At 58.3% G+C, this 18,529-nt stretch carries 20 protein-coding genes, 1 tRNA gene and 1 riboswitch; of the genes, 15 read left to right on the top strand and 6 right to left on the bottom strand.

Features of this window, described 5'->3' with window-relative positions; all coding sequences use genetic code 11:
- Genes Q0931_RS07800 through Q0931_RS07815 form a run of 4 tightly spaced genes read right to left on the bottom strand, consistent with a single transcriptional unit; the run spans position 1 to position 4,352 of the window.
- Positions 1-429: a cobalamin biosynthesis protein gene (locus tag Q0931_RS07800; RefSeq protein ID WP_299258960.1), complete on the bottom strand. Its 429-nt coding sequence runs from the start codon at positions 427-429 to the stop codon at positions 1-3.
- Positions 419-1,783, bottom strand: a complete 1,365-nt coding sequence (locus Q0931_RS07805; RefSeq protein WP_299258962.1) for a cobyrinate a,c-diamide synthase — start codon at positions 1,781-1,783, stop codon at positions 419-421. Before Q0931_RS07805 ends, Q0931_RS07800 begins: the two co-directional genes overlap by 11 nt.
- Positions 1,783-2,349 carry a cob(I)yrinic acid a,c-diamide adenosyltransferase gene (gene cobO, locus Q0931_RS07810; RefSeq protein WP_299259185.1) on the bottom strand — a complete coding sequence of 189 codons (567 nt, stop codon included), beginning with the start codon at positions 2,347-2,349 and terminating at the stop codon, positions 1,783-1,785. Before cobO ends, Q0931_RS07805 begins: the two co-directional genes overlap by 1 nt.
- Positions 2,350-2,408: 59 nt before the next feature.
- Positions 2,409-4,352, bottom strand: a complete 1,944-nt coding sequence (locus Q0931_RS07815) for an AAA family ATPase (protein ID WP_299258964.1) — start codon at positions 4,350-4,352, stop codon at positions 2,409-2,411.
- 193 nt (positions 4,353-4,545) lie between these two features.
- Positions 4,546-4,764: riboswitch (cobalamin riboswitch) on the bottom strand.
- 133 nt (positions 4,765-4,897) lie between these two features.
- Between Q0931_RS07815 and cobT the strand changes: the two genes are divergently transcribed.
- The 15 genes from cobT (at position 4,898) to Q0931_RS07890 (ending at position 15,727) form a co-directional block, all read left to right on the top strand.
- On the top strand, positions 4,898-5,929 hold the full coding sequence (cobT, locus tag Q0931_RS07820) for a nicotinate-nucleotide--dimethylbenzimidazole phosphoribosyltransferase (RefSeq protein ID WP_299258967.1): 1,032 nt from the start codon (positions 4,898-4,900) through the stop codon (positions 5,927-5,929).
- The gene (cobS, locus tag Q0931_RS07825) at positions 5,926-6,708 is read left to right on the top strand and encodes an adenosylcobinamide-GDP ribazoletransferase (RefSeq protein WP_299258969.1); all 783 of its coding nucleotides are present in this window, start codon (positions 5,926-5,928) and stop codon (positions 6,706-6,708) included. Before cobT ends, cobS begins: the two co-directional genes overlap by 4 nt.
- A complete protein-coding gene (gene cobU / locus Q0931_RS07830) occupies positions 6,701-7,222 on the top strand; it encodes a bifunctional adenosylcobinamide kinase/adenosylcobinamide-phosphate guanylyltransferase (protein WP_299258971.1) in 522 nt (173 codons plus the stop codon). Before cobS ends, cobU begins: the two co-directional genes overlap by 8 nt.
- Positions 7,219-7,878 carry a histidine phosphatase family protein gene (locus Q0931_RS07835; protein WP_299258973.1) on the top strand — a complete coding sequence of 220 codons (660 nt, stop codon included), beginning with the start codon at positions 7,219-7,221 and terminating at the stop codon, positions 7,876-7,878. The genes cobU and Q0931_RS07835 overlap by 4 nt, the downstream gene beginning before the upstream one ends.
- Before the next feature lie 48 nt (positions 7,879-7,926).
- Positions 7,927-8,868 (top strand): adenosylcobinamide-phosphate synthase CbiB, encoded by a 942-nt coding sequence (cbiB, locus tag Q0931_RS07840; RefSeq protein WP_299258975.1) that lies wholly within the window; start codon positions 7,927-7,929, stop codon positions 8,866-8,868.
- Positions 8,865-9,980, top strand: a complete 1,116-nt coding sequence (locus tag Q0931_RS07845) for an aminotransferase class I/II-fold pyridoxal phosphate-dependent enzyme (protein WP_299258977.1) — start codon at positions 8,865-8,867, stop codon at positions 9,978-9,980. The genes cbiB and Q0931_RS07845 overlap by 4 nt, the downstream gene beginning before the upstream one ends.
- Positions 9,977-10,621 carry a 5,6-dimethylbenzimidazole synthase gene (bluB, locus tag Q0931_RS07850; RefSeq protein WP_299258979.1) on the top strand — a complete coding sequence of 215 codons (645 nt, stop codon included), beginning with the start codon at positions 9,977-9,979 and terminating at the stop codon, positions 10,619-10,621. Before Q0931_RS07845 ends, bluB begins: the two co-directional genes overlap by 4 nt.
- Positions 10,622-10,908: 287 nt before the next feature.
- A complete protein-coding gene (locus Q0931_RS07855; RefSeq protein WP_299258981.1) occupies positions 10,909-11,433 on the top strand; it encodes a hypothetical protein in 525 nt (174 codons plus the stop codon).
- A gap of 49 nt (positions 11,434-11,482) precedes the next feature.
- Positions 11,483-11,638: a YqaE/Pmp3 family membrane protein gene (locus Q0931_RS07860; RefSeq protein WP_299258983.1), complete on the top strand. Its 156-nt coding sequence runs from the start codon at positions 11,483-11,485 to the stop codon at positions 11,636-11,638.
- 67 nt (positions 11,639-11,705) lie between these two features.
- Complete coding sequence (locus tag Q0931_RS07865; protein ID WP_299258985.1) at positions 11,706-12,368, top strand: metallophosphoesterase; 663 nt, start codon at positions 11,706-11,708, stop codon at positions 12,366-12,368.
- 80 nt (positions 12,369-12,448) lie between these two features.
- Positions 12,449-12,525, top strand: a tRNA-Pro gene (locus tag Q0931_RS07870).
- A gap of 164 nt (positions 12,526-12,689) precedes the next feature.
- Positions 12,690-12,830 (top strand): hypothetical protein, encoded by a 141-nt coding sequence (locus Q0931_RS07875; protein WP_299258987.1) that lies wholly within the window; start codon positions 12,690-12,692, stop codon positions 12,828-12,830.
- Between the two features lie 293 nt (positions 12,831-13,123).
- On the top strand, positions 13,124-13,330 hold the full coding sequence (locus tag Q0931_RS07880) for a hypothetical protein (protein WP_299258989.1): 207 nt from the start codon (positions 13,124-13,126) through the stop codon (positions 13,328-13,330).
- Between the two features lie 485 nt (positions 13,331-13,815).
- Positions 13,816-14,655, top strand: a complete 840-nt coding sequence (locus tag Q0931_RS07885; protein ID WP_299258991.1) for an alpha/beta hydrolase — start codon at positions 13,816-13,818, stop codon at positions 14,653-14,655.
- 289 nt (positions 14,656-14,944) lie between these two features.
- On the top strand, positions 14,945-15,727 hold the full coding sequence (locus Q0931_RS07890; protein ID WP_299258993.1) for an amidohydrolase: 783 nt from the start codon (positions 14,945-14,947) through the stop codon (positions 15,725-15,727).
- Between the two features lie 126 nt (positions 15,728-15,853).
- Here Q0931_RS07890 and Q0931_RS07895 read toward each other — a convergent pair whose 3' ends face one another.
- Together Q0931_RS07895 and Q0931_RS07900 are read right to left on the bottom strand one after the other, a co-directional pair.
- Positions 15,854-17,452: a dipeptide ABC transporter ATP-binding protein gene (locus Q0931_RS07895; RefSeq protein ID WP_299258995.1), complete on the bottom strand. Its 1,599-nt coding sequence runs from the start codon at positions 17,450-17,452 to the stop codon at positions 15,854-15,856.
- Positions 17,449-18,528 carry an ABC transporter permease gene (locus tag Q0931_RS07900; RefSeq protein ID WP_299258997.1) on the bottom strand — a complete coding sequence of 360 codons (1,080 nt, stop codon included), beginning with the start codon at positions 18,526-18,528 and terminating at the stop codon, positions 17,449-17,451. Before Q0931_RS07900 ends, Q0931_RS07895 begins: the two co-directional genes overlap by 4 nt.
- Position 18,529 lies beyond the last annotated feature (1 nt).

An 18,529-nucleotide genomic window follows, 5' to 3' on the forward strand; every position in this document is an offset into this window, starting at 1 on the left:
TTATTCGGCAAGGACGGTCATTGACGCTGACACGGCCAGCGCACAGGTGGCCTGCGCGCACTGTTGCCGGTTAACGATCAGTCGGGCCGCCGTACCCATCTGCTGGCGGATGGCGGCCAGTGCGGCGGCCTCGGCGACACCGGGCACGCCATGGAGGCGCCGGGTGGTGTCGCTGACATGGCTCATGGCGGGCTCGCTCTCTCGCAGGGCCTGCGCCGGCAGGGTGATTAACGGGCAGTGCCAGGCGCTCGCCAGTGAGGTGATGGCGGTTTCATGCTGGCGGCCCGCCAGGGTCGCCAGCAGCGTGATCTGGTCCGGCTGTAAATTGGCCATGGCCAGCGTTTTCAGCGCCAGCGCCATGAGTGCGTCAGGTGGACAGTCACGTCGACAGCCCACCCCCATGGCGACATGACCGGCCTCAGCGGGCATGCCGGCCTCGAACCGCCTGCGCCGGAGCGCGTGTTGTTTTTTCTCCACCCAGCAGGGCGGCGACGGCCTCGGGATTGGAGGGAAAGAACAGATGCAGATAGCTGGCCGTCAGCCGGCCGCGGCGAAAGATGGCCTCGCCCGGTGCCGGATGACTGGCGCGCCGCCCATGCGCGATCGGCGCCAGCGTGTCGTGGCTTCGCGAGTGATGGTGAGCGTGTCCCCGAATCTCGCCTTCCGGCAGCGGCGCGCTCTGCATACCCTGACAGCCGCGTTTGGTGCGCATTTCGCCGTGGCCTGGCAGCACGCCGGCCATGGGGTGGCAGGTGCCGTGCTGGTCGGTCAGGGTCTGCTGTAGATAGAGCATGCCACCGCACTCGGCCAGAATCGGCAGGCCGCGGGCATCGAAGCCCCGAATCGCCTCGCACATGCCATGATTGGTCCCAAGCGCTGCAGCATGCAGTTCCGGATAGCCGCCCGGCAGCCACAGCGCATCAAGGTGATCCGGGAGCGTCGTGTCATGGATCGGCGAAAACCGGCAGAGCTCGGCGCCCATGGCTTCCAGCAGTCGGGTATTGGCCGCGTAGATAAAGCTGAAGGCGGCATCCTCTGCAACGCCGATTCGGTATCCGGCCAGTGCCTGCGAAGGCGTATCGATATGCTGCGGCCTGAAGGCGACGGCCGGGGGCAGTTCGGTCAGTTTTTGTCCTTCAAGGAGATCGGCGGCGGCATCGAGTCGGGCTTCCAGCGACAGATTGTCAGGATCATCCTGCTCGCCGGGCTGGACCAGACCCAGATGACGCGAGGGCAGGGCAAGGTGCTCTTCTCGGGGCATGGCGGCCAGCAGCTGGACATCGTCGGGCAGGCTGTCTTCGATCAGCTGGCGGTGTCGCTCGCTGCCGAGTGCATTGGCCACCAGACCATGAAAGGTCATTTCCGGACGATAGCGCGCCAGTCCCAGCCCGATGGCGGCAACGGTCTGGGCCATGCCGCGGGCGTTGATGACACAGGCCACCGGGATATCTAGGGCGACCGCCAGATCGGCGCTTGAGGGGGTGCCGTCATGGAGTCCCATCGCGCCTTCGATCAGAATCAGATCTGCCTCGAGGGCGGCGCGATACAGCTGCTCGCGACAGAAGGCGTCGCCTGCCATCCACAGATCAAGGGGCTCGACCGGTGAGCCCGAGGCCAGCGCCAGAATCTGTGGGTCCAGATAGTCCGGCCCGGTCTTGAAGACCACCACTCGGCGGCCCTGACGGCGGTGATAGCGCGCCAGCGCGGCGGTCACGGTGGTCTTGCCCTGGCCTGAGGCCATGGCGGAGAGAAACAGGGCGGGGCACCAGGCAGTTTCCTGCATCAGTATTCGATCCCCGCCTGTGCCTTGACGCCAAGCCGAAAGGCATGGCGCTCGTCGTGAATGACACTGATGGTATCGGCGATCTCCTGAATCTCGCGGGCCATGGTGCGCCCGGTGATCATCACGTTCTGATGCTCGGGACGCGCCTTGAGGGCACGGGCGACCTGCTCGGCATCGAGGTAGCCGTACTTGATCATGTAGGAGAGCTCGTCAAAGAGCAGGAAGTGGTACTGCGGATCACCGAGCAGTGTCTCTGCCAGTGCCCAGGCATCACGGGCGGCCTGACGTTCACGCTCGGGGTCGCGCACTTCCCAGCTGAAACCGTGGCCCATGACATGAAAGTCGACCTGCGGATGCTCATTGAAAAAAAGATATTCGCCGGTGGCGCGTCGTCCCTTGATGAACTGGATTACCCCGCAGCGCTGACCATGGCCCATGGCGCGGGCCATGGTGCCAAAGGCCGAGCTGCTCTTGCCCTTGCCATTACCCTTGAGCACGATCAGAACGCCGCGTTCCTGGTCGGCACGGGCGATACGCTCATCAACGATGCGCTTTTTGGTCGCCATGCGCTGCTGATAGCGAGTGGCGTCCTGGTCATTGCTGTTGTCGTCACCCTGTTGCTGGTTCACGGTGTGCTCCCGGGCAATGTCGTCCTGCGTGAATGGGGTGGCGATGTGCTCTGGTCGCTGCCGGTGAGGTCGTCAAGGAAGTGACAGGCAGCGTCAAGCGCGGCGGCCAGTTCCTGCGCCCGGCCCAGAGAGTGCGCCCGCGGCTCACAGTTGACCACGTGTGTCTCACAGCCAAACGGGGCGAGTTCAAGATCATCCCGGCTGCGGGCATCGGTCAGGATCCAGAGACAGGTCGCTTTGGGGGTCTGGTGCTGAAGGCGGCTCAGGCGCTGGCGGGTTTCATCCAGCCCGCGTCGCAGTGGCGTACCACCGCCCGGCACGAGATTGTCGAGCAGAGGCGCGATCGTGCGTGGGGCGCGTCGGGGGGCCATGACTTCGGTGACGCCGTCGCCGCCCAGAGTCATCAGCATCAGCTGTTCGCGGGCAAGATAGACGCCGGAGGCAATCTGCTTGACCAGCGCCATTGCTTTCTCGAGCTGACGTGTCCGTTGTCGGTGGTTCTGACGGCTCAGGCTGGAGCCGGAAATATCGAGCACGATGCAGGTCAGCCTGTCAGGGCGGCGCCGTTCGCGCCGCCAGACCAGTGACGGCAATGAATCGAGCGACGAACCGGCGTGGGGCATTGCTGTCTTGCGCAGGCTCCTGGGCCAGTCGATGCGCGGTCGTCCAATGGCGTCACGGCCTTTCATTCGTGCCCCCTGCTGTCGAAGTCTCGATCCAGTCGGGGGAGCAGGAAGCTGAATATGCCAGCCGGTGGCGGTGTCCAGAGCAGACGATATCTGATGGGCCGGTAGATTGCCCCAGTCGCCGCTGCCCGGATCATCACGCTCCGAATCAGCGTCATGGCGTTCTTCCGGCTCGCTCTCGGGTCGGGTGACCGACGCGTCGTGGCTGGAGGTCAGATCCGGGCGATTGGGCGCATCGGGAGGGGGGCGACGGCCCGGGTAGCGTCCTGTTGGAGGGGGAGGCGTCCGGTCAGATGATGACTCGTGCTCGGAGCCAGCGGTGTTTTCCTGAGGGTGACCCTCATTCCCCTGATTACCATCAGAGCCGGCTTCCGGCGTGGTGTCCGCTGTCCACTGAGGGGCACGATGTGCCATGACCAGTGTGGCCAACGCATCGATATCTTCCGGCGTCACGGTCTGTCGTCCCTGCCAGGCCGCATGGGCCAGCGCGCCACGACGCCAGGCGAGGTCTGCGCGAACGCCTTCCACGCCGGCCTCGACACAGCGGGTGGCAATGATTCGGGCAAGATCCGGTGGCAGGGTGACGGTCGGGAGGCGGTGGCGGGCGGCAGCCAGTCGCTCACGCAGCAGCGCCTGTTCTGCCTGCCAGTCGGCCGTAAAGGCCTCCGGGTCGTGATCAAAGGCCAGCCGGCGCTCAACAATCTGCAGACGCTGCTCGATATCCGGTGCGGGGTGATCCAGCACGGCCAGCCCGAAGCGGTCCAGCAGCTGCGGACGCAGTTCCCCTTCATCGGGGTTCATGGTGCCGATCAACAGAAAGTCTGCGGGATGCTGATGGCTGATGCCATCGCGCTCGACATGGTTGATGCCGCTGGCGGCCACATCCAGCAGCAGATCGACCAGCGCATCGGGCAGCAGATTGACCTCGTCGATATAAAGCACCCCCTCGTGGGCACGGGCGAGCAGCCCGGGCTGGAAGGCCACCTCGCGCTCTCCAAGGGCGCGGCCCAGATCGAGCGTGCCGGTCAGCTGGGCTTCATCGGCGCCCAGCGGCAGTGTGACCAGCGATGATCGTGAAAAGGGCAGCAGTTCGGCAAGGCTGCGCGCCAGCGTCGATTTGGCCGTGCCCCGCGGGCCGCTGACGAGTACCCCGCCCAGGCGGGTATCCAGTGCGGCCAGAATCAGGGCAAGCTTGAGGCGTTCATGACCGGTGACGGCCGCGAACGGAAAAAGGGGGCGTGTGATATTGGTCATGTCATCTCCGCAAACGCGAGACGTGATAACGCAACATGACCGCGCGCCACCTGCTCACATGATGAGGTGGCGCCAATAAGTGCAGCGGCTGTCGATGCGGGCAGCCACCTGATAAGGAGATATGTCACTTGTGTGCTCCTGCGTATCGACCCGTACGCGTGGCAGTCATTACTGATGATGCCGTGGGCACCATCACCCTGTATCATCGCCGGGCCGGTCTCCGGGCTGACGAGCTGGCGGACATGACGTCTGCCGGGCTGAAGCACCTTCCCGACTCATTGGAGTCAGTGGTCACGCAAAAGACGTTTGCTTCAAGCCACTCGATTACCGTTGCGGGGACAGCAGTGAACTCGCATCACTTTCCCGATTATCCCGTGCAGACTGCACGGGCACCCGAGCGCTGCTCATCGTGAGCCGGGGCAATGATGGAGTCAAGTCCGGCACGATGGTGTGTCCGGGCCGGTGGTACAGGACTGTATTACTTTATCGTTGTTCCACTGCCGGGTGCCTGGTAGCGTCTGCGCATGTTTACCCGAGTCAATGTCATGACCTTTAACATTTCACCCCCTGACGGTGCCAACCCCGCCAGTATTCAGGCCCATATCGACTCAAGGCTCAAACCGCCAGGATCACTGGGGACGCTGGAAGCGACGGCGGCATCGCTGGTGCGTATTCTGGGGCCCTCAAGTACCACCATTAATGCACCGGTCATGCTTCTGTTTGCCGGCGACCACGGTGTGGCGTTCGAGGGTGTCTCCATTGTAGAGCCCTCAACCACACAGTTGATGGTGCATCATTTCCTCGAAGGAAATGCCGCCATCAACGTTTTCTGCCGTCAGGCCAATCTGGCGTTGAAGGTGATCGATTGTGGGACGCTCACTACGCATGAGCCGCATCCACAGCTTGTCAGCCATCGACTGGGTGAGAAGACAGCGCCTTTCCATCGGGAGCCTGCCATGACGCTTGAGCGGGTCGAGGCAGGCTTTGATAACAGTCGACGGCTGATCGAGGAACTCCATGCCGACGGCTGTAATCTGATCGCACTCGGTGAGATGGGTATTGGCAACACGACCAGTGCCAGCGCTCTGATGGCGGCGTTGACGCATTTGCCGTTTGAGGTGTGTATTGGCGCTGGCAGTGGCGTGACGCCCACCATCATGAAGCGCAAGCAGGACATTGTGCAGCTGGGGCTTCAACGTCATGCACAAAGCCTGGAGGATCCACGGCTGACGCTGGCAGCACTGGGCGGGTTCGAGATCGTGAGCATGGCAGGGGCGATTCTGGCCGCTGCTGAAAAGGGCATGGTAATCCTGATCGATGGCTTTATTACGACCGTGGCAGCGCTTTGCGCCTGTCGTATTGCGCCGGAGGTACGGGGTTATCTGATTTTCTCGCACTGTGGCGACGAACGTGGCCACAGGCCACTGCTGGATCAACTCCAGGCGACACCGCTGTTGCACATGGGACTGCGGCTTGGAGAGGGCTCGGGCGCTGCGCTGGCGCTTCCGCTGCTACGCTCGGCGCTGGCCTTTTATCATGAGATGGCCTCGCTTGAAGAGGCTGGTCTGACGCTATGACTTGCAAGGCCCTGGCCCGTCAATGGCAGTGGGGCTGTCTGGCGGTGAGTTTTCTGACTCGCCTGCCGGTGCGCGTTCGTGGTGAGGTGACGCCGCAGGCGCTGGGGCGCTGTCATCGCTGGTTCTCGCTGGTCGGGGCGCTGATTGGGCTTGCGCTTGCGCTTGTCTACGGGGGGCTGGAGCAGTTCCTGCCCGTGTCGATTGCGGTGTTCATGACGCTGGGGCTGTCCCTCTGGCTCACCGGTGCTTTGCACGAGGATGGCCTGGCGGACTGCATGGACGGCCTTGGCGGCGGGCAAACCGTGGCGCAGCGGCTGGCCATCATGAAGGACAGCCGGGTCGGCAGCTACGGTGTGCTGGCGCTGATCATCAGCCTGGTCGGACGCTGGTTATTGCTGAGTGCGCTGGCGCAGCAGGACACCGGGCTGGTGATGATGGCCCTGATGGCATCTCACAGCCTGAGCCGCGGATTGGCAGCCTTCATGATGGGCATGCTGCCTTATCTGCGATGCGAGGGTGACAGCAAGGTACATGCGCTGACCGGCCACCAGCGTCCGGAGGATCGTGTCTGGCTGATCGGCGTTGCCGTGTTTGTTGCCGTGTTCTCTGCCGGTGTGGTGTCGGGCATCATGCTGCTGGTGACGACGGCACTCTCGGGGCTGGTCATGTATCGCTGGTTGAAAAAACAGCTTGGCGGCGTGACAGGCGATGCGCTGGGCGCCGTGCAACAGATCACCGAACTTCTTTTATATCTGGCACTGGTGATGGTTCATGCATGAGTTGATTCTGGGGGGCGCGCGCAGCGGCAAGAGCGCTCATGGTGAAGCGCTGGCGGTGCAGAGTGAATGCGAGGTGATCTATATCGCCACAGCGCAGGTGCATGATGACAGCGAAATGTGTGCACGCATTGAGGCCCACCAGACGCGAAGGCCTGATGACTGGGGGCTGATAGAAGCGCCGCTCACTCTGGGTGATGCCATTGAACGTCATGCCCATGCAGATCGTCTGCTGCTGATAGACTGCCTGACTCTCTGGCTGACCAACATTTTACTCGATGGCGATGAGCGATTCGCCCAGGAACGTGCCCGACTGCTGGAGGCGCTCGATCACGCCCCGGGTCGCGTAGTGATGGTCAGTAATGAGGTGGGACAGGGTGTGGTCCCCATGAATGCCCTGTCACGACGCTTTGTGGATGAAGCCGGCCGGCTTCATCAGGTATTGGCATCACGGTGTCAGCGTGTCTGGTGGGTGGTGGCCGGCCTGCCTCAGTGCCTCAAGGGCGACGTGACATGACCTTCCAGACCCTGATGATCGATTGTCTGCGTCACGGTGCCTGTGAAGGGCCGCAGGAATGTTTGCGCGGCCATACGGATGTGGCACTGAGCGCACAGGGTCACGAACACATGCTGGCGGCGGCAGAGCGGTTGCCGCGGCCCCATGCCATTATCTGTTCACCGTTGATTCGCTGCAAAAACGTTGGGAAGTTACTGGCACAGGACTGGAACGTGCCTTTGCATATCGTGCCTGAAATCATGGAGATGAATTTCGGGGACTGGGATGGGGTGGCCACGCAAGAGCTGCTGCAGCACTCCCGGCCGGCGCTGGAAAATTTCTGGCGTGACCCTCGGGCATTTCCACCACCGGGGGGAGAGTCCCTTGACGATTTTCTGGCCCGTATCGATCAGGGGTGGCAACACCTTCTTGAGAAGGGCATGACGCTGGCGGACAAGAAACAGCAGCAAGAAGGAGAGAGTCCGGTGCGTCTGCTGGTCTGTGGCCATGCCGGGGTGATTAAAAGCTGGGTGGCGATGCGCTTGGGCATGCCTCTGACTCAGGGCAGTTATCTCCATCGTTTGCATTTGCCTTATGCCGGCGTAGCACGGCTACGAGTAGATATTGATCAACAAAGCGGCGAGCAGTTCGAGCAGCTGTGTTATCTGGGAGCATAGGATGACAGGGAAGCATCATGACATACCATATTTATACCGTTATCTTTTATGTGGATAATTATTTCAGTCTCTTTGATTGTTGATCAAATATTGGGAGAACCTCGCCGGTTTCATCCGCTTGTCGGATTGGGGCGGTGGATCAAAACCGTTGAAAAACGCCTTTATCCACTCAACAGGCAACTCCCCAAAATCCTGATTGCCGGCTTTTTGGGGTGGCTTCTGGTCGTCACGCCTATTTTGATGGCTGCTATCTGGCTGGATTGTCTGGTTGAAGGTTTCTGGCATGGCCTGCTGGCAATCTTCACACTTTATCTCGCCATCGGCCGCAAAAGCCTGATCGAGCATGCCCGGCGCGTTTATCAGCCGCTTTTGAAAGGTGACCTTGATGCTGCACGTCAGCAGGTTGCCATGCTGGTCAGCAGAGATGTCGATCGGCTTGATGCTTCCGACATATCGCGTGCGACCTGTGAATCCGTGCTCGAAAACGGCAGCGACGCGCTTTTTGCCGCGATTTTCTGGTTTGCCGTCGCCGGAATCCCGGGGGTTGTGCTTTACCGGGTGATCAATACCCTCGATGCCATGTGGGGCTATCGCAACGAGCGCTATCTCTATTTTGGACGCGTTGCCGCACGTGCAGATGATGCCATGAACTGGCTACCGGCTCGGTTGACCGCACTTTCCTACGCACTGGCCGGCTGGCACTGGCAGGCCTCAAACAACACCTGTGGCACAGCCATGCAATGCTGGTGGAAACAGGGCAGAAGCTGGAAAAGCCCCAATGCCGGGCCGGTCATGGCCGCCGGTGCCGGAGCGCTGGGGATACAGCTGGGTGGGGGCGGTATTTACCATGGACAACACATCGAAAGCCCGCTGCTGGGTGTCGGCCGCCCAGCAGCTCCTCCTGATATCGAGCGCGCCTGCACGCTGATCTGGAAGGCGTTGCTGATCTGGCTGACAGCACTGTTCATTATCGCGTGGATATGGTCATGACCGTTGCATCTGACGCTTTTCCCATGCACGGCGGTCGACTGTCCGAGATCAGTCGTCGTTATGGTATCGATCGATGTGACTGGCTGGATCTGTCTACCGGGATCAATCCCTGGTCCTATCCGATCACGCCCATCGATGCGAAGGCCTGTCAGGCACTGCCGGATCAGAATCAGGCCCTTCATGATGCGACGGTTCGGTACTATCTCGGTCAATCGGTCGAAACCATGACAAGCCGCTCGTGGCAGTCGCTCACACTGCTGAATATTCCCGGCTCACAGTGGGCGATCGAACAGCTGCCGCACTGCCTTGCCTCGGGAAGCGTGGCGCTCCCCGATATTGGCTATCGGGAACATCATTGGCGCTGGCAGAAGGCCGGTCATCAGACACTCTTTTACGATGCAGATGCGCCTGGCACGTTGATGGATAGCAGGTTTGACACGGCTAATCTGCGAGCCATGGTGGTCATCAATCCCAACAACCCGGGGGGGCAGCATGTGGCGCGCGATGTGCTGCGCGAGCTGGCCGCCAGGCTTCATCAAAAGGGTGCGGTACTGATCGTTGATGAGGCCTTTGCTGATGCGACGCCTGAGCAAAGCCTGCTGCCCGATATCGCTGACAACGTCATCGTACTGCGCTCGCTGGGCAAGTTTTTTGGTTTGGCTGGTTTGCGTCTGGGCACCGTCGTGGGGAAAGCACAATCAGACGTTATGGAGCATCTATCGTCTTTACAGGGCCCCTGGCAGGTGACATCACCTACCCAGCAAGCCGGTATGGAAGCCTTTTCAGATGATACATGGCAGCGCCAGATGAGAGAGCGGCTACAACGAGCCAGTCAACAACAGGGACAGTGGCTTGAAAGGCAGTTCAGGCCTCATGGCGATATCATCCGCTGGCGTCAAAGCGCGCTATTCAACGGATTTGAGATGTCGCTTGAACGCGCCAGCCAGTGGCATGAGGCGTTTTTACCTCAGGGCGTACTGACGCGCCTGTGGTTGATTGATGAACAACGGGCCATATTGCGCTTCGGATTGCACGATGAAAGTGCAGGCGCCATTCATCATCTGGAACAGGCAATGTCAGCTGCCCAAAAGCTCATGGAAAAGCGATCATGAATCAACACGCATACAGCGGAGCACAAAGAGAGGCTATTTATCGCGTCATTCGTGAGCGCCGTGATATGCGCCATTTTCTGCCTGATCCGGTAGATCAGGATGTGATACAGCGTATGCTCGAGGCTGCTCATGATGCGCCAAGCGTCGGGTATATGCAGCCGTGGCGATTTATATGTATTCGCGATCCTGCCCTGCGTGAGGCCATGGCACAGATTGTCGATGATGAGCGTCACGCTACGGCGCAGGCGCTTGATGAGCGCGGCAGGGCGTTTCTGGAGCTCAAGGTTGAAGGCATTCGTGAATGTCCGGAGCTCTGGGTCGTGGCACTTTGCGAAGCGCGCGAAAAATATGTTTTCGGGCGACGCACGCTTAATGAGATGGATCTGGCATCGGCCAGCTGTGCGATCCAGAATCTCTGGCTGGCCGGTCGGGCCGAAGGTATCGGGGTTGGCTGGGTATCACTTTTTGACCCTGAAGCGCTTAAATCACTGATTCAGGCTCCCGAGAGCGCATGGCCCATTGCCATTTTATGCATCGGCCATGTCGAAGCCTTTTATAGCATGCCCATGCTGGAGCAAAAGGGCTGGGACAAGCGTCGTTCCCTGTCAGCGTTGATCGGTATTGATGGATGGCCCGAGTAGCTCATTTCGCCGAGTTCTTATCGACTGCCGCCATATTGCTGTTTTAGCGAGGTCATGGTTGATTTCTCCGGTGATGTCTCTCGCAGAAAGCTGCCTCCTTGTTTCTTCCCGGCAAACCATTGGATGTCAGACGAAAAAAACCACGATTATTAACCGATCACTCAAGGAGCGTTATTTCTCTCTCATGCTCGAGAATTAAGCATTCGATTCCTGTCGAATCATTTGTTAAATCATGAGATGGACTATATTGAGTGGTGCAGGACTTATCGACTTAAGGAGGATGCTGGATGTCATTTATTAAAAAAGGGGCCACCACGCTGGCCATCGCAGGCGCCATGTTTGCCGTGGCAGGCTGCTCAAGCTCCGAGCCGAAACAGCAGGATCCCAACATTGACAGCGTGATCCAACAATCCGAGCAGGGCTATCGCAATACAACGGTTGGCTATAGCTTTACTTATCCTGAAAACTGGCAGAACAGCGTCGTTCAGCGCGATACGTTCGAGTGGAATGATCAACGCATCGATGCGCAGAACATGGCGGTGTTCTATTACAAGAATTTCGAGCTTAATAACACCCCTGAACCCCTGCTGGCTCTGGCGACCTATCCGCAACAGGAGTGGGAGCAGATGCAGCGCCAGGCAAAGAATCGTAGTGGCTCAACGCCGCCGCATGTCATCGCTACCAGGGACGATCAGGTGCTGGTCGCCTACATCAACACACAAAATCCCTACGATGCCGGCTCCAGACAGGGTCAGGAATACGCTCGTCATGTCCTGACACCCGAACAGGTTCAGAGCGCCATTAGCTGGTAAACCGGTATACTGGTGGAGCCCTGCGGGGCTCTGCCATCGAGACCCTGCCATGGATCCTGTCTCCCTGATTGTTCTTTCCTTTCTGCTGCCTCCTCTGGCGGTCTATCTGGCTGTCGGTATTGGTGGCCCTTTTTGGCTGAATCTACTTCTCACCCTCATGGGTTATGTACCCGGTATTATTCATGCCCTCATCGTTGTCACATGACATGTCAAAAAATGCGCGCATTTCGTTTATGATGCGGCCTTTGCCCAATACTCACCGGAGTCCATGAATGCTCAAGCGATTCGAGCGCAATGACAGCGGTCATGATTATGTCGTTGGCGATCTGCACGGGCATTACGCATTACTCGAGCGTGAACTGACCCGAGTTGAATTCGATACTGGCAAGGACCGGCTCTTTAGCGTGGGAGATTTGATCGACCGCGGCCCTGATTCTCTGAAATGCCTGGAGCTGGTGCATCAGCCCTGGTGCTTCGCAGTGACCGGCAATCACGAAATGATGGCGCGCAATGCACTGTTTGATAATCATTGGGGGCAGTGGTTGAGCAATGGGGGAGAGTGGTCTCGAGACCATGACAAGGTCATGCTGAGAAATCGCCTTGCAGAAGCCATGATGAAAATGCCGCTGGCTTTCGAGATAGAGACTCTAAACGGCGTTGCAGGGATCGTTCACGCCGAGCCACCAAGGGACTGGGCGGACATTCGCAAAACATCCCGTGAAACACTCCTCTGGTCGCGGCAGCGAATCGAAGCCAGCCTTGACGACGTTGTCTCCGGCATTGACGCCGTGGTAGTAGGGCATACGCCGGTGCCCGAGCCCAAAACACTTGGAAACGTACGCTACATTGATGTTGGGTCGTTTTTCAGCGGTCGAGTGTGCCTGGAGAAACTTGAAGACATCGCTGCCATGATGAAAAAGGACAGGAATCCCTGAACGTTCGTTAACTATCTCTTTCCTTTTGCATAACAGTGATGTAGGATACGCCCCGTTCTCGCGAATATCGGGAACAGCGTCGGGGCGTAGCGCAGCTTGGTAGCGCGCCACAATGGGGTTGTGGAGGTCGCAGGTTCGAATCCTGTCGCCCCGACCAAAATGTTTGATGAACAAGCCGCTTCAGGTTAACAGCCGAGGCGGCTTTTTCGTGTCCGGACGCTGGAGCCATGGTATTTCTCTCTTACAATCGGGCTTTCTTTCATGTCGCTGGCATTTGCTACCCGATATGGTGAATGAGCCAGCACATCAGGAGTCAGGGCGATGAAAAAGCTTCCCGGAATGCTTGTTGGCACAATAATTGGTCTGGTGGCGTGGTGGCCGACCCAGAGCGTGGCATCTGCCATTCTGCTCGGCGTCGCCTGCGGTGTGGCATGGGATCTCTGGCGCAAGCGATTTTCATAGATCTTCCGTAATGGGACAGGAAAAGCCTACAAAAATACCAGGGACAAGGCTGTCGGGTCGCGGTTAAGCTGACGCGCGCGGCCGGTAAACTTGCCTGCCGCTTAAGAGTTTTTAATCTTCCGTCATTGCAGGCTCAGGAGAAAAGCGTGGCTCGTCAATTGAAAAGCGCTCCACGAGGACTGATCATCATGACAGCCCTCGCGACATTGTCAGGTTGTTCCCTTTTTTCTTCAGACCAACCGGAAAGCGCTGCGGCAGTGCCGCCGCCACCTCCGCTGGTCGGATATAAAGGCATGAGCATGTGCCAGCCCTACAGTGACAAGCTCTGGGGAAATTTCCTGATGATTGGCAAGGTGGTTTCCGTTGATTCCCCGCAAAACATGCATGTCAACATTCTGCGTGCCGAAGCCATGAAGCATCCTGCCATTCAGATGACCGGTTACCCGCGTCAGATCATCGATCAGCGTCACAAGTGGTATCCCTGCGAAGGGCAGGGGTAAACACAATGGTTTAAATTCTGATAATGACATCCATTGGCAGATTTACGTCAAATCCACACAAAAAGTGCGGTATAATATTGACATATGATTACTGCTTGATGAGGAGCAGTGACAGTTGGCTTATCCTGACTAAACGGCTGACTGTCCGAACCTCACACCGCCTCCTTGAGGCGGTTTTTTTTGGTCATCGTTCAACAGATGCCACATCATCTCAAATAAAAATTATTCTCTTTTGCATTGATTTCCTTTTAAGGATGATTCAAAGTGTTTCTCAGACGCCACGGTGTCTGATTCATTTCGGTATGTCAGGTGCTGAAATAAATTTTCTCCTCATCATCAGGTCCTTTCGCCGCCTTTCCTCCGGGAAGGCGGCTTTTTATGGTTCGATCCCATGACATGCAGGCATTGAAACGCTGAACTATCCTGCGGGTATGACGCACTGTACGCACCAGTCAGAGAACGTCCACGTAAAAGGAGACCGATTCATGGCTTACGCCAATATTGTCGACAGCAACAACAATGTGATCGACCTCTACTATCAGGATTGTGGTCAGGGACCGACAGTAGTGCTGATTCACGGCTGGCCGTTAAGCCACCGCATGTGGGAGTACCAGATCAATGCCCTGACCGAGGCGGGCTATCGCTGCATCGCATATGACCGTCGCGGCTTTGGTGACTCGGAAAAGCCCTGGGATGGTTACGACTACGATACGCTGGCCGACGATCTGGAAGGGCTGCTGGAGCATCTAGATCTTACCGATACCACACTGGTCGGTTTTTCAATGGGTGGGGGTGAAGTCGCCCGCTATCTGGGCCGCCACGGCAGCAAGCGTATCCGCGGTGCCGTACTGATAGGGGCAGTGCCGCCTTACATGCTTAAAACCGATGACAATCCTGAAGGCGTGGACCAGGCGATTTTCGATGACATGCTGGCCAACGTCAAGAAGGATCGCCCCGGCTTTCTGGGCGGCTTTGGCAAGCTCTTCGTCAACCATGAAGGGCAGGCGCCCACGCTTTCCGACGAGCTTTTGGCCTATAACCAGAGCATCGCCAATTTTGCCTCTCCCAGAGCTACACAGGAGTGCATCAAGGCCTTCGGATTTACAGACTTTCGTCAGGATCTGGAAAAGATCGATGTAACAACGCTGGTCATCCATGGCGATGACGATCAGATCGTGCCGCTGGCCAACAGCGGTCAACGCTCGTCAGACATGATCAAAAACGCCCGGCTCGAAATTGTGAAGGATGGTCCGCATGGCCTGAATTTCACCCATGCTCAGGAACTTAACACTCTGCTGATTGATTTCTTGAAGCAGGGTCGGTGACCAAAAAACGCAGAGCCAATTAAAAAATTCGGCCAGCGGGTTGGCTGGCCGTCAGACATGACACGTGTCACTGTTACCGGAAGTCGTGTGAGGCCAATCAACCTCCTGTTGCCATCGGACTCCCTGTCCATGTGCTTCCCTGCACGATGTTTTTCTCTTTTCCGGCAGGGTCACCATGACCGATCAAGATGACAGGGATATGATAACGACGTGTCTTTTCTCAAAGGTCGGGTTGGCGAAAAACGCACTCACTTCCTGTTTCTAAAATGTCAGGCACCGGGCCATTATTATGAGCGAACTGAGAACCACACTGGTACAGGCCGATCTTCGCTGGGAGGATATCGACACCAACTGCCAGCTGCTTGATGAGTGGTTGCAGGATGTTACTACCAGCGATCTAATCGTTTTGCCTGAAATGTTTGCAACAGGTTTTACCATGGCACCGGAGCGCATGGCCGAATCCATGCAGGACAGTCGGGCCGTGGCGTGGATGCAGCAAAAGGCGCAAACCCACCATGCCGTGATTACCGGTAGTGTAGCCATTGCTGAAGATGGACACTATTTCAATCGCCTCATCTGGGCACGGCCGGATGGCACCATGGCGACCTATGACAAGCGCCATCTCTTTAGAATGGGAGAGGAAAACGAACACTATGGCATGGGGAATCAGCGTGCCATCGTGGAGCTCAACGGTTTCAGGATTTTGCTGACGGTGTGCTACGACCTTCGCTTTCCCGTTTGGTTACGCAATGTTGATTGTGAATACGATGTTCTGGTGTGTGTCGCCAACTGGCCATCGGCAAGGCGACTGCCATGGCGTACGCTGCTGCAGGCACGCGCCATCGAAAATTTAAGCTATGTGATCGGTGTCAATCGCGTTGGTGATGATGCCCGCGGGTTGAACTACAGCGGAGACTCAATGCTGATCGATTATCGGGGCGATGCGCTGATTGACGAGGCACCTGATCGCGCCTTCGTGCGTACGGGGGTGATCGGCAAGCAAAGCCTTGACGACTTTCGTGAAAAGTTTCCTGCTCATCACGATGCTGATCGTTTCACACTGCATATGTGACGGCATTATCATCCTCATGAAAAGCCCTGGGCGCTTGCCGCATCCGGGGTTTTTGCATGAATGCACCAATCCGATGAATCAGGCTCATACAAACTCCATCCATTAAATGCACCAGCTCAGCCCTGATCAACTCGATCGATAAAACGCTGCCTCTATAAGCTCGCGAGTATAGGCATGGCGTGGTCGCTCGATCACCTCATGTGTTGGGCCATGCTCGAGCATCTCACCATCCTTGAGCACCATCAGGCGATGGGCCATGGCACGAACCACTGACAGATCATGACTAATAAACAGATAGCTGAGCTTTCGTTCGTGCTGAAGTATGCGCAGCAGCTCGATCAGTTGGCGCTGAATCGTGCGATCAAGCGATGAGGTTGGTTCATCAAGTACCAGAATCCGGGGGTGTAAAATCAAGGCGCGAGCCAGCGCAATACGAGCGCGCTGGCCACCTGAAAACTCATGCGGATAGCGTGCCAGCGCCTCCGCGCCCAGACCGACCGATACCAGCGTCTCAATCACCCGCTCACACACTATATGGCGGTCCAGCTCGGGAAAGTGAAAGCGCAAACCTTCGCTGACAATTTCCTCAATGGTCATTCGAGGTGACAGCGCGCCAAAGGGATCCTGAAACACGATCTGCATATGCCGGCGCTCAAGGCGCAGCTCGCGGCCGCCCAGCGTATCAATGCGGCTATTGCCCAGCCATATTTCGCCACTGGAGCTCACCAGACGCAGCATCGCCAGCGCCAGCGTACTTTTGCCGGAGCCGGACTCCCCGACAATGCCAAGTGTTTCTCCCTGACGCAAAACCAGGGAGACAGGTTTCAGGGCCATAAAGGGAGCAGGCCGCGGCTGCAAGAGCCGACGGGGTCGTTGAAAGGCGACCGACAGGTTCTTCGCCGACAACACCTCGGGTGATTGCGTCGGCACGGGCGCCGGTTGACCTTCCGGCTCGGCCTCGATCAGGGCCTGAGTATAAATACTGGTGGGGCGCGACAGTACTTCTCGAGTGATACCGGTTTCCTGCACACGGCCATGGTGCAGTACACATACCCGATCAGCCCAGTGACGCACCAGATTGAGATCATGCGTAATCAAAAGCATCGCCATGCCCATCGAATCAGCCAGCTCACGCAACAGCGAGAGGATCTCGCGTGCCACGGTGACATCGAGCGCGGTGGTGGGCTCATCGGCGACCAGAAGCTCGGGACGATTGGCAATCGCCATGGCAATGACCACGCGCTGGCGCTGCCCTCCGGAAAGCTCATGGGGCCAGGCATTGATCAACTGCTCGGGCCGCGGCAGGCGAACCTGCTGCATCAGATCAAGGATTCGCGCACGCAGGGCGTTACCGCGCAGCGGCTGGTGCAGGGTAATGGCCTCGCCGATCTGCCGACCGATGCGATGCAGCGGGTTGAGCGCACTCATCGGTTCCTGAAACACTACACCAACCCGGCTGCCATGCAGATTTTCCCAATCACGGTGGGACAGCGTTTCAAGCCGGGTCTCTCCCAGAGAGCGCCTGCCCTCGACACGGATGCCTGCCGGCACGAGATCCAGCGCTGCCATCGCCGTCAGGGTCTTGCCGGAACCGGATTCTCCTACCAGGGCCAGCGTTTCTCCAGCCGCAACGTTCAGGCTGATCCCGTGCACGATGGGGGTTTCATCAGCGAACACACGCAGTTTTTCCAGCGACAAAACGGTTTTTTCGCAGGCGTTCTTCATGATGCCGCGCGCCCTTCCATGGAAAATGCGGCGTGGCGCGGATCAAAGGCATCACGCAGGCCCTCGCCAATAAAGACCAGCAGCGAGAGTAAAACAGCCAGCGTCATGAAAGCCGTGAGACCCAGCCAGGGCGCTTGGAGATTGTTCTTGCCCTGCGCCACCAGCTCCCCCAGCGACGGCGAGCCCGGCGGCAGGCCGAATCCCAGAAAATCCAGCGCCGTCAGCGTGGTGATGGCCCCCGTAAAGATAAAGGGCAGAAAGGTCAGGGTAGAGACCATGGCGTTGGGGAGCACGTGACGCCACATGATCAGTCGAGCCGGTAACCCCATGGCGCGGGCCGCGCGCACGTAATCAAGATTGCGCGCGCGCAGGAACTCGGCGCGTACGATATCGACCAGCCCCAGCCACGAAAAGGCAATCATGATCAGCGCCAGCCACCAGACGCTGGGCACGACCAGACTGGAAAGAATGATCAGGATAAAAAGCATTGGCAGGCCGGCCCATAGCTCGATGATGCGCTGACCGACCAGATCCACCCGGCCGCCGAAATAGCCCTGCACTGCACCCACAATAACGCCAATAATCACTGATCCCAGTGTCACCAGTCCGGCAAACAGCACAGACAATCGGAAGCCGTAAATCACGCGCGCCAGCACATCGCGCCCCTGATCGTCGGTACCCAGCCAGTGGGTCAGACTCGGTGGCGCCGGCGCGGGGCTATTGAGCGTCATGTCGATACTTTGCCAGGAAAATGGAAGGGGGGGCTGGATCAGCCACCCCTGGTCGCGAATCAGTGCCAACACGGCCGGGTCACTATAGAGCGCCGTGGTAGGCAAAAAGCCGCCAAAGGCGGTTTCCGGGTAATCGATCAGCATGGGCCAGTACCACTGGCCGTCAAAACGCACCACCAGCGGTGTGTCATTGGCGATCAACTCAGCAGGCAGGGTGATCACCAGCAATGCCAAAAACAGGTAACTGGCGACCATGGCGCGCCGGTTGCCGCAGAAGGCAGCCAGCCGACGGCGCATGATGGGAGAAAGCCGAAATCCGGCAGGCAAGGGGACATTGATGAACAAG

It is taken from the genome of uncultured Kushneria sp., assembly GCF_947497025.1.
Taxonomy (GTDB): Bacteria; Pseudomonadota; Gammaproteobacteria; order Pseudomonadales; family Halomonadaceae; genus Kushneria.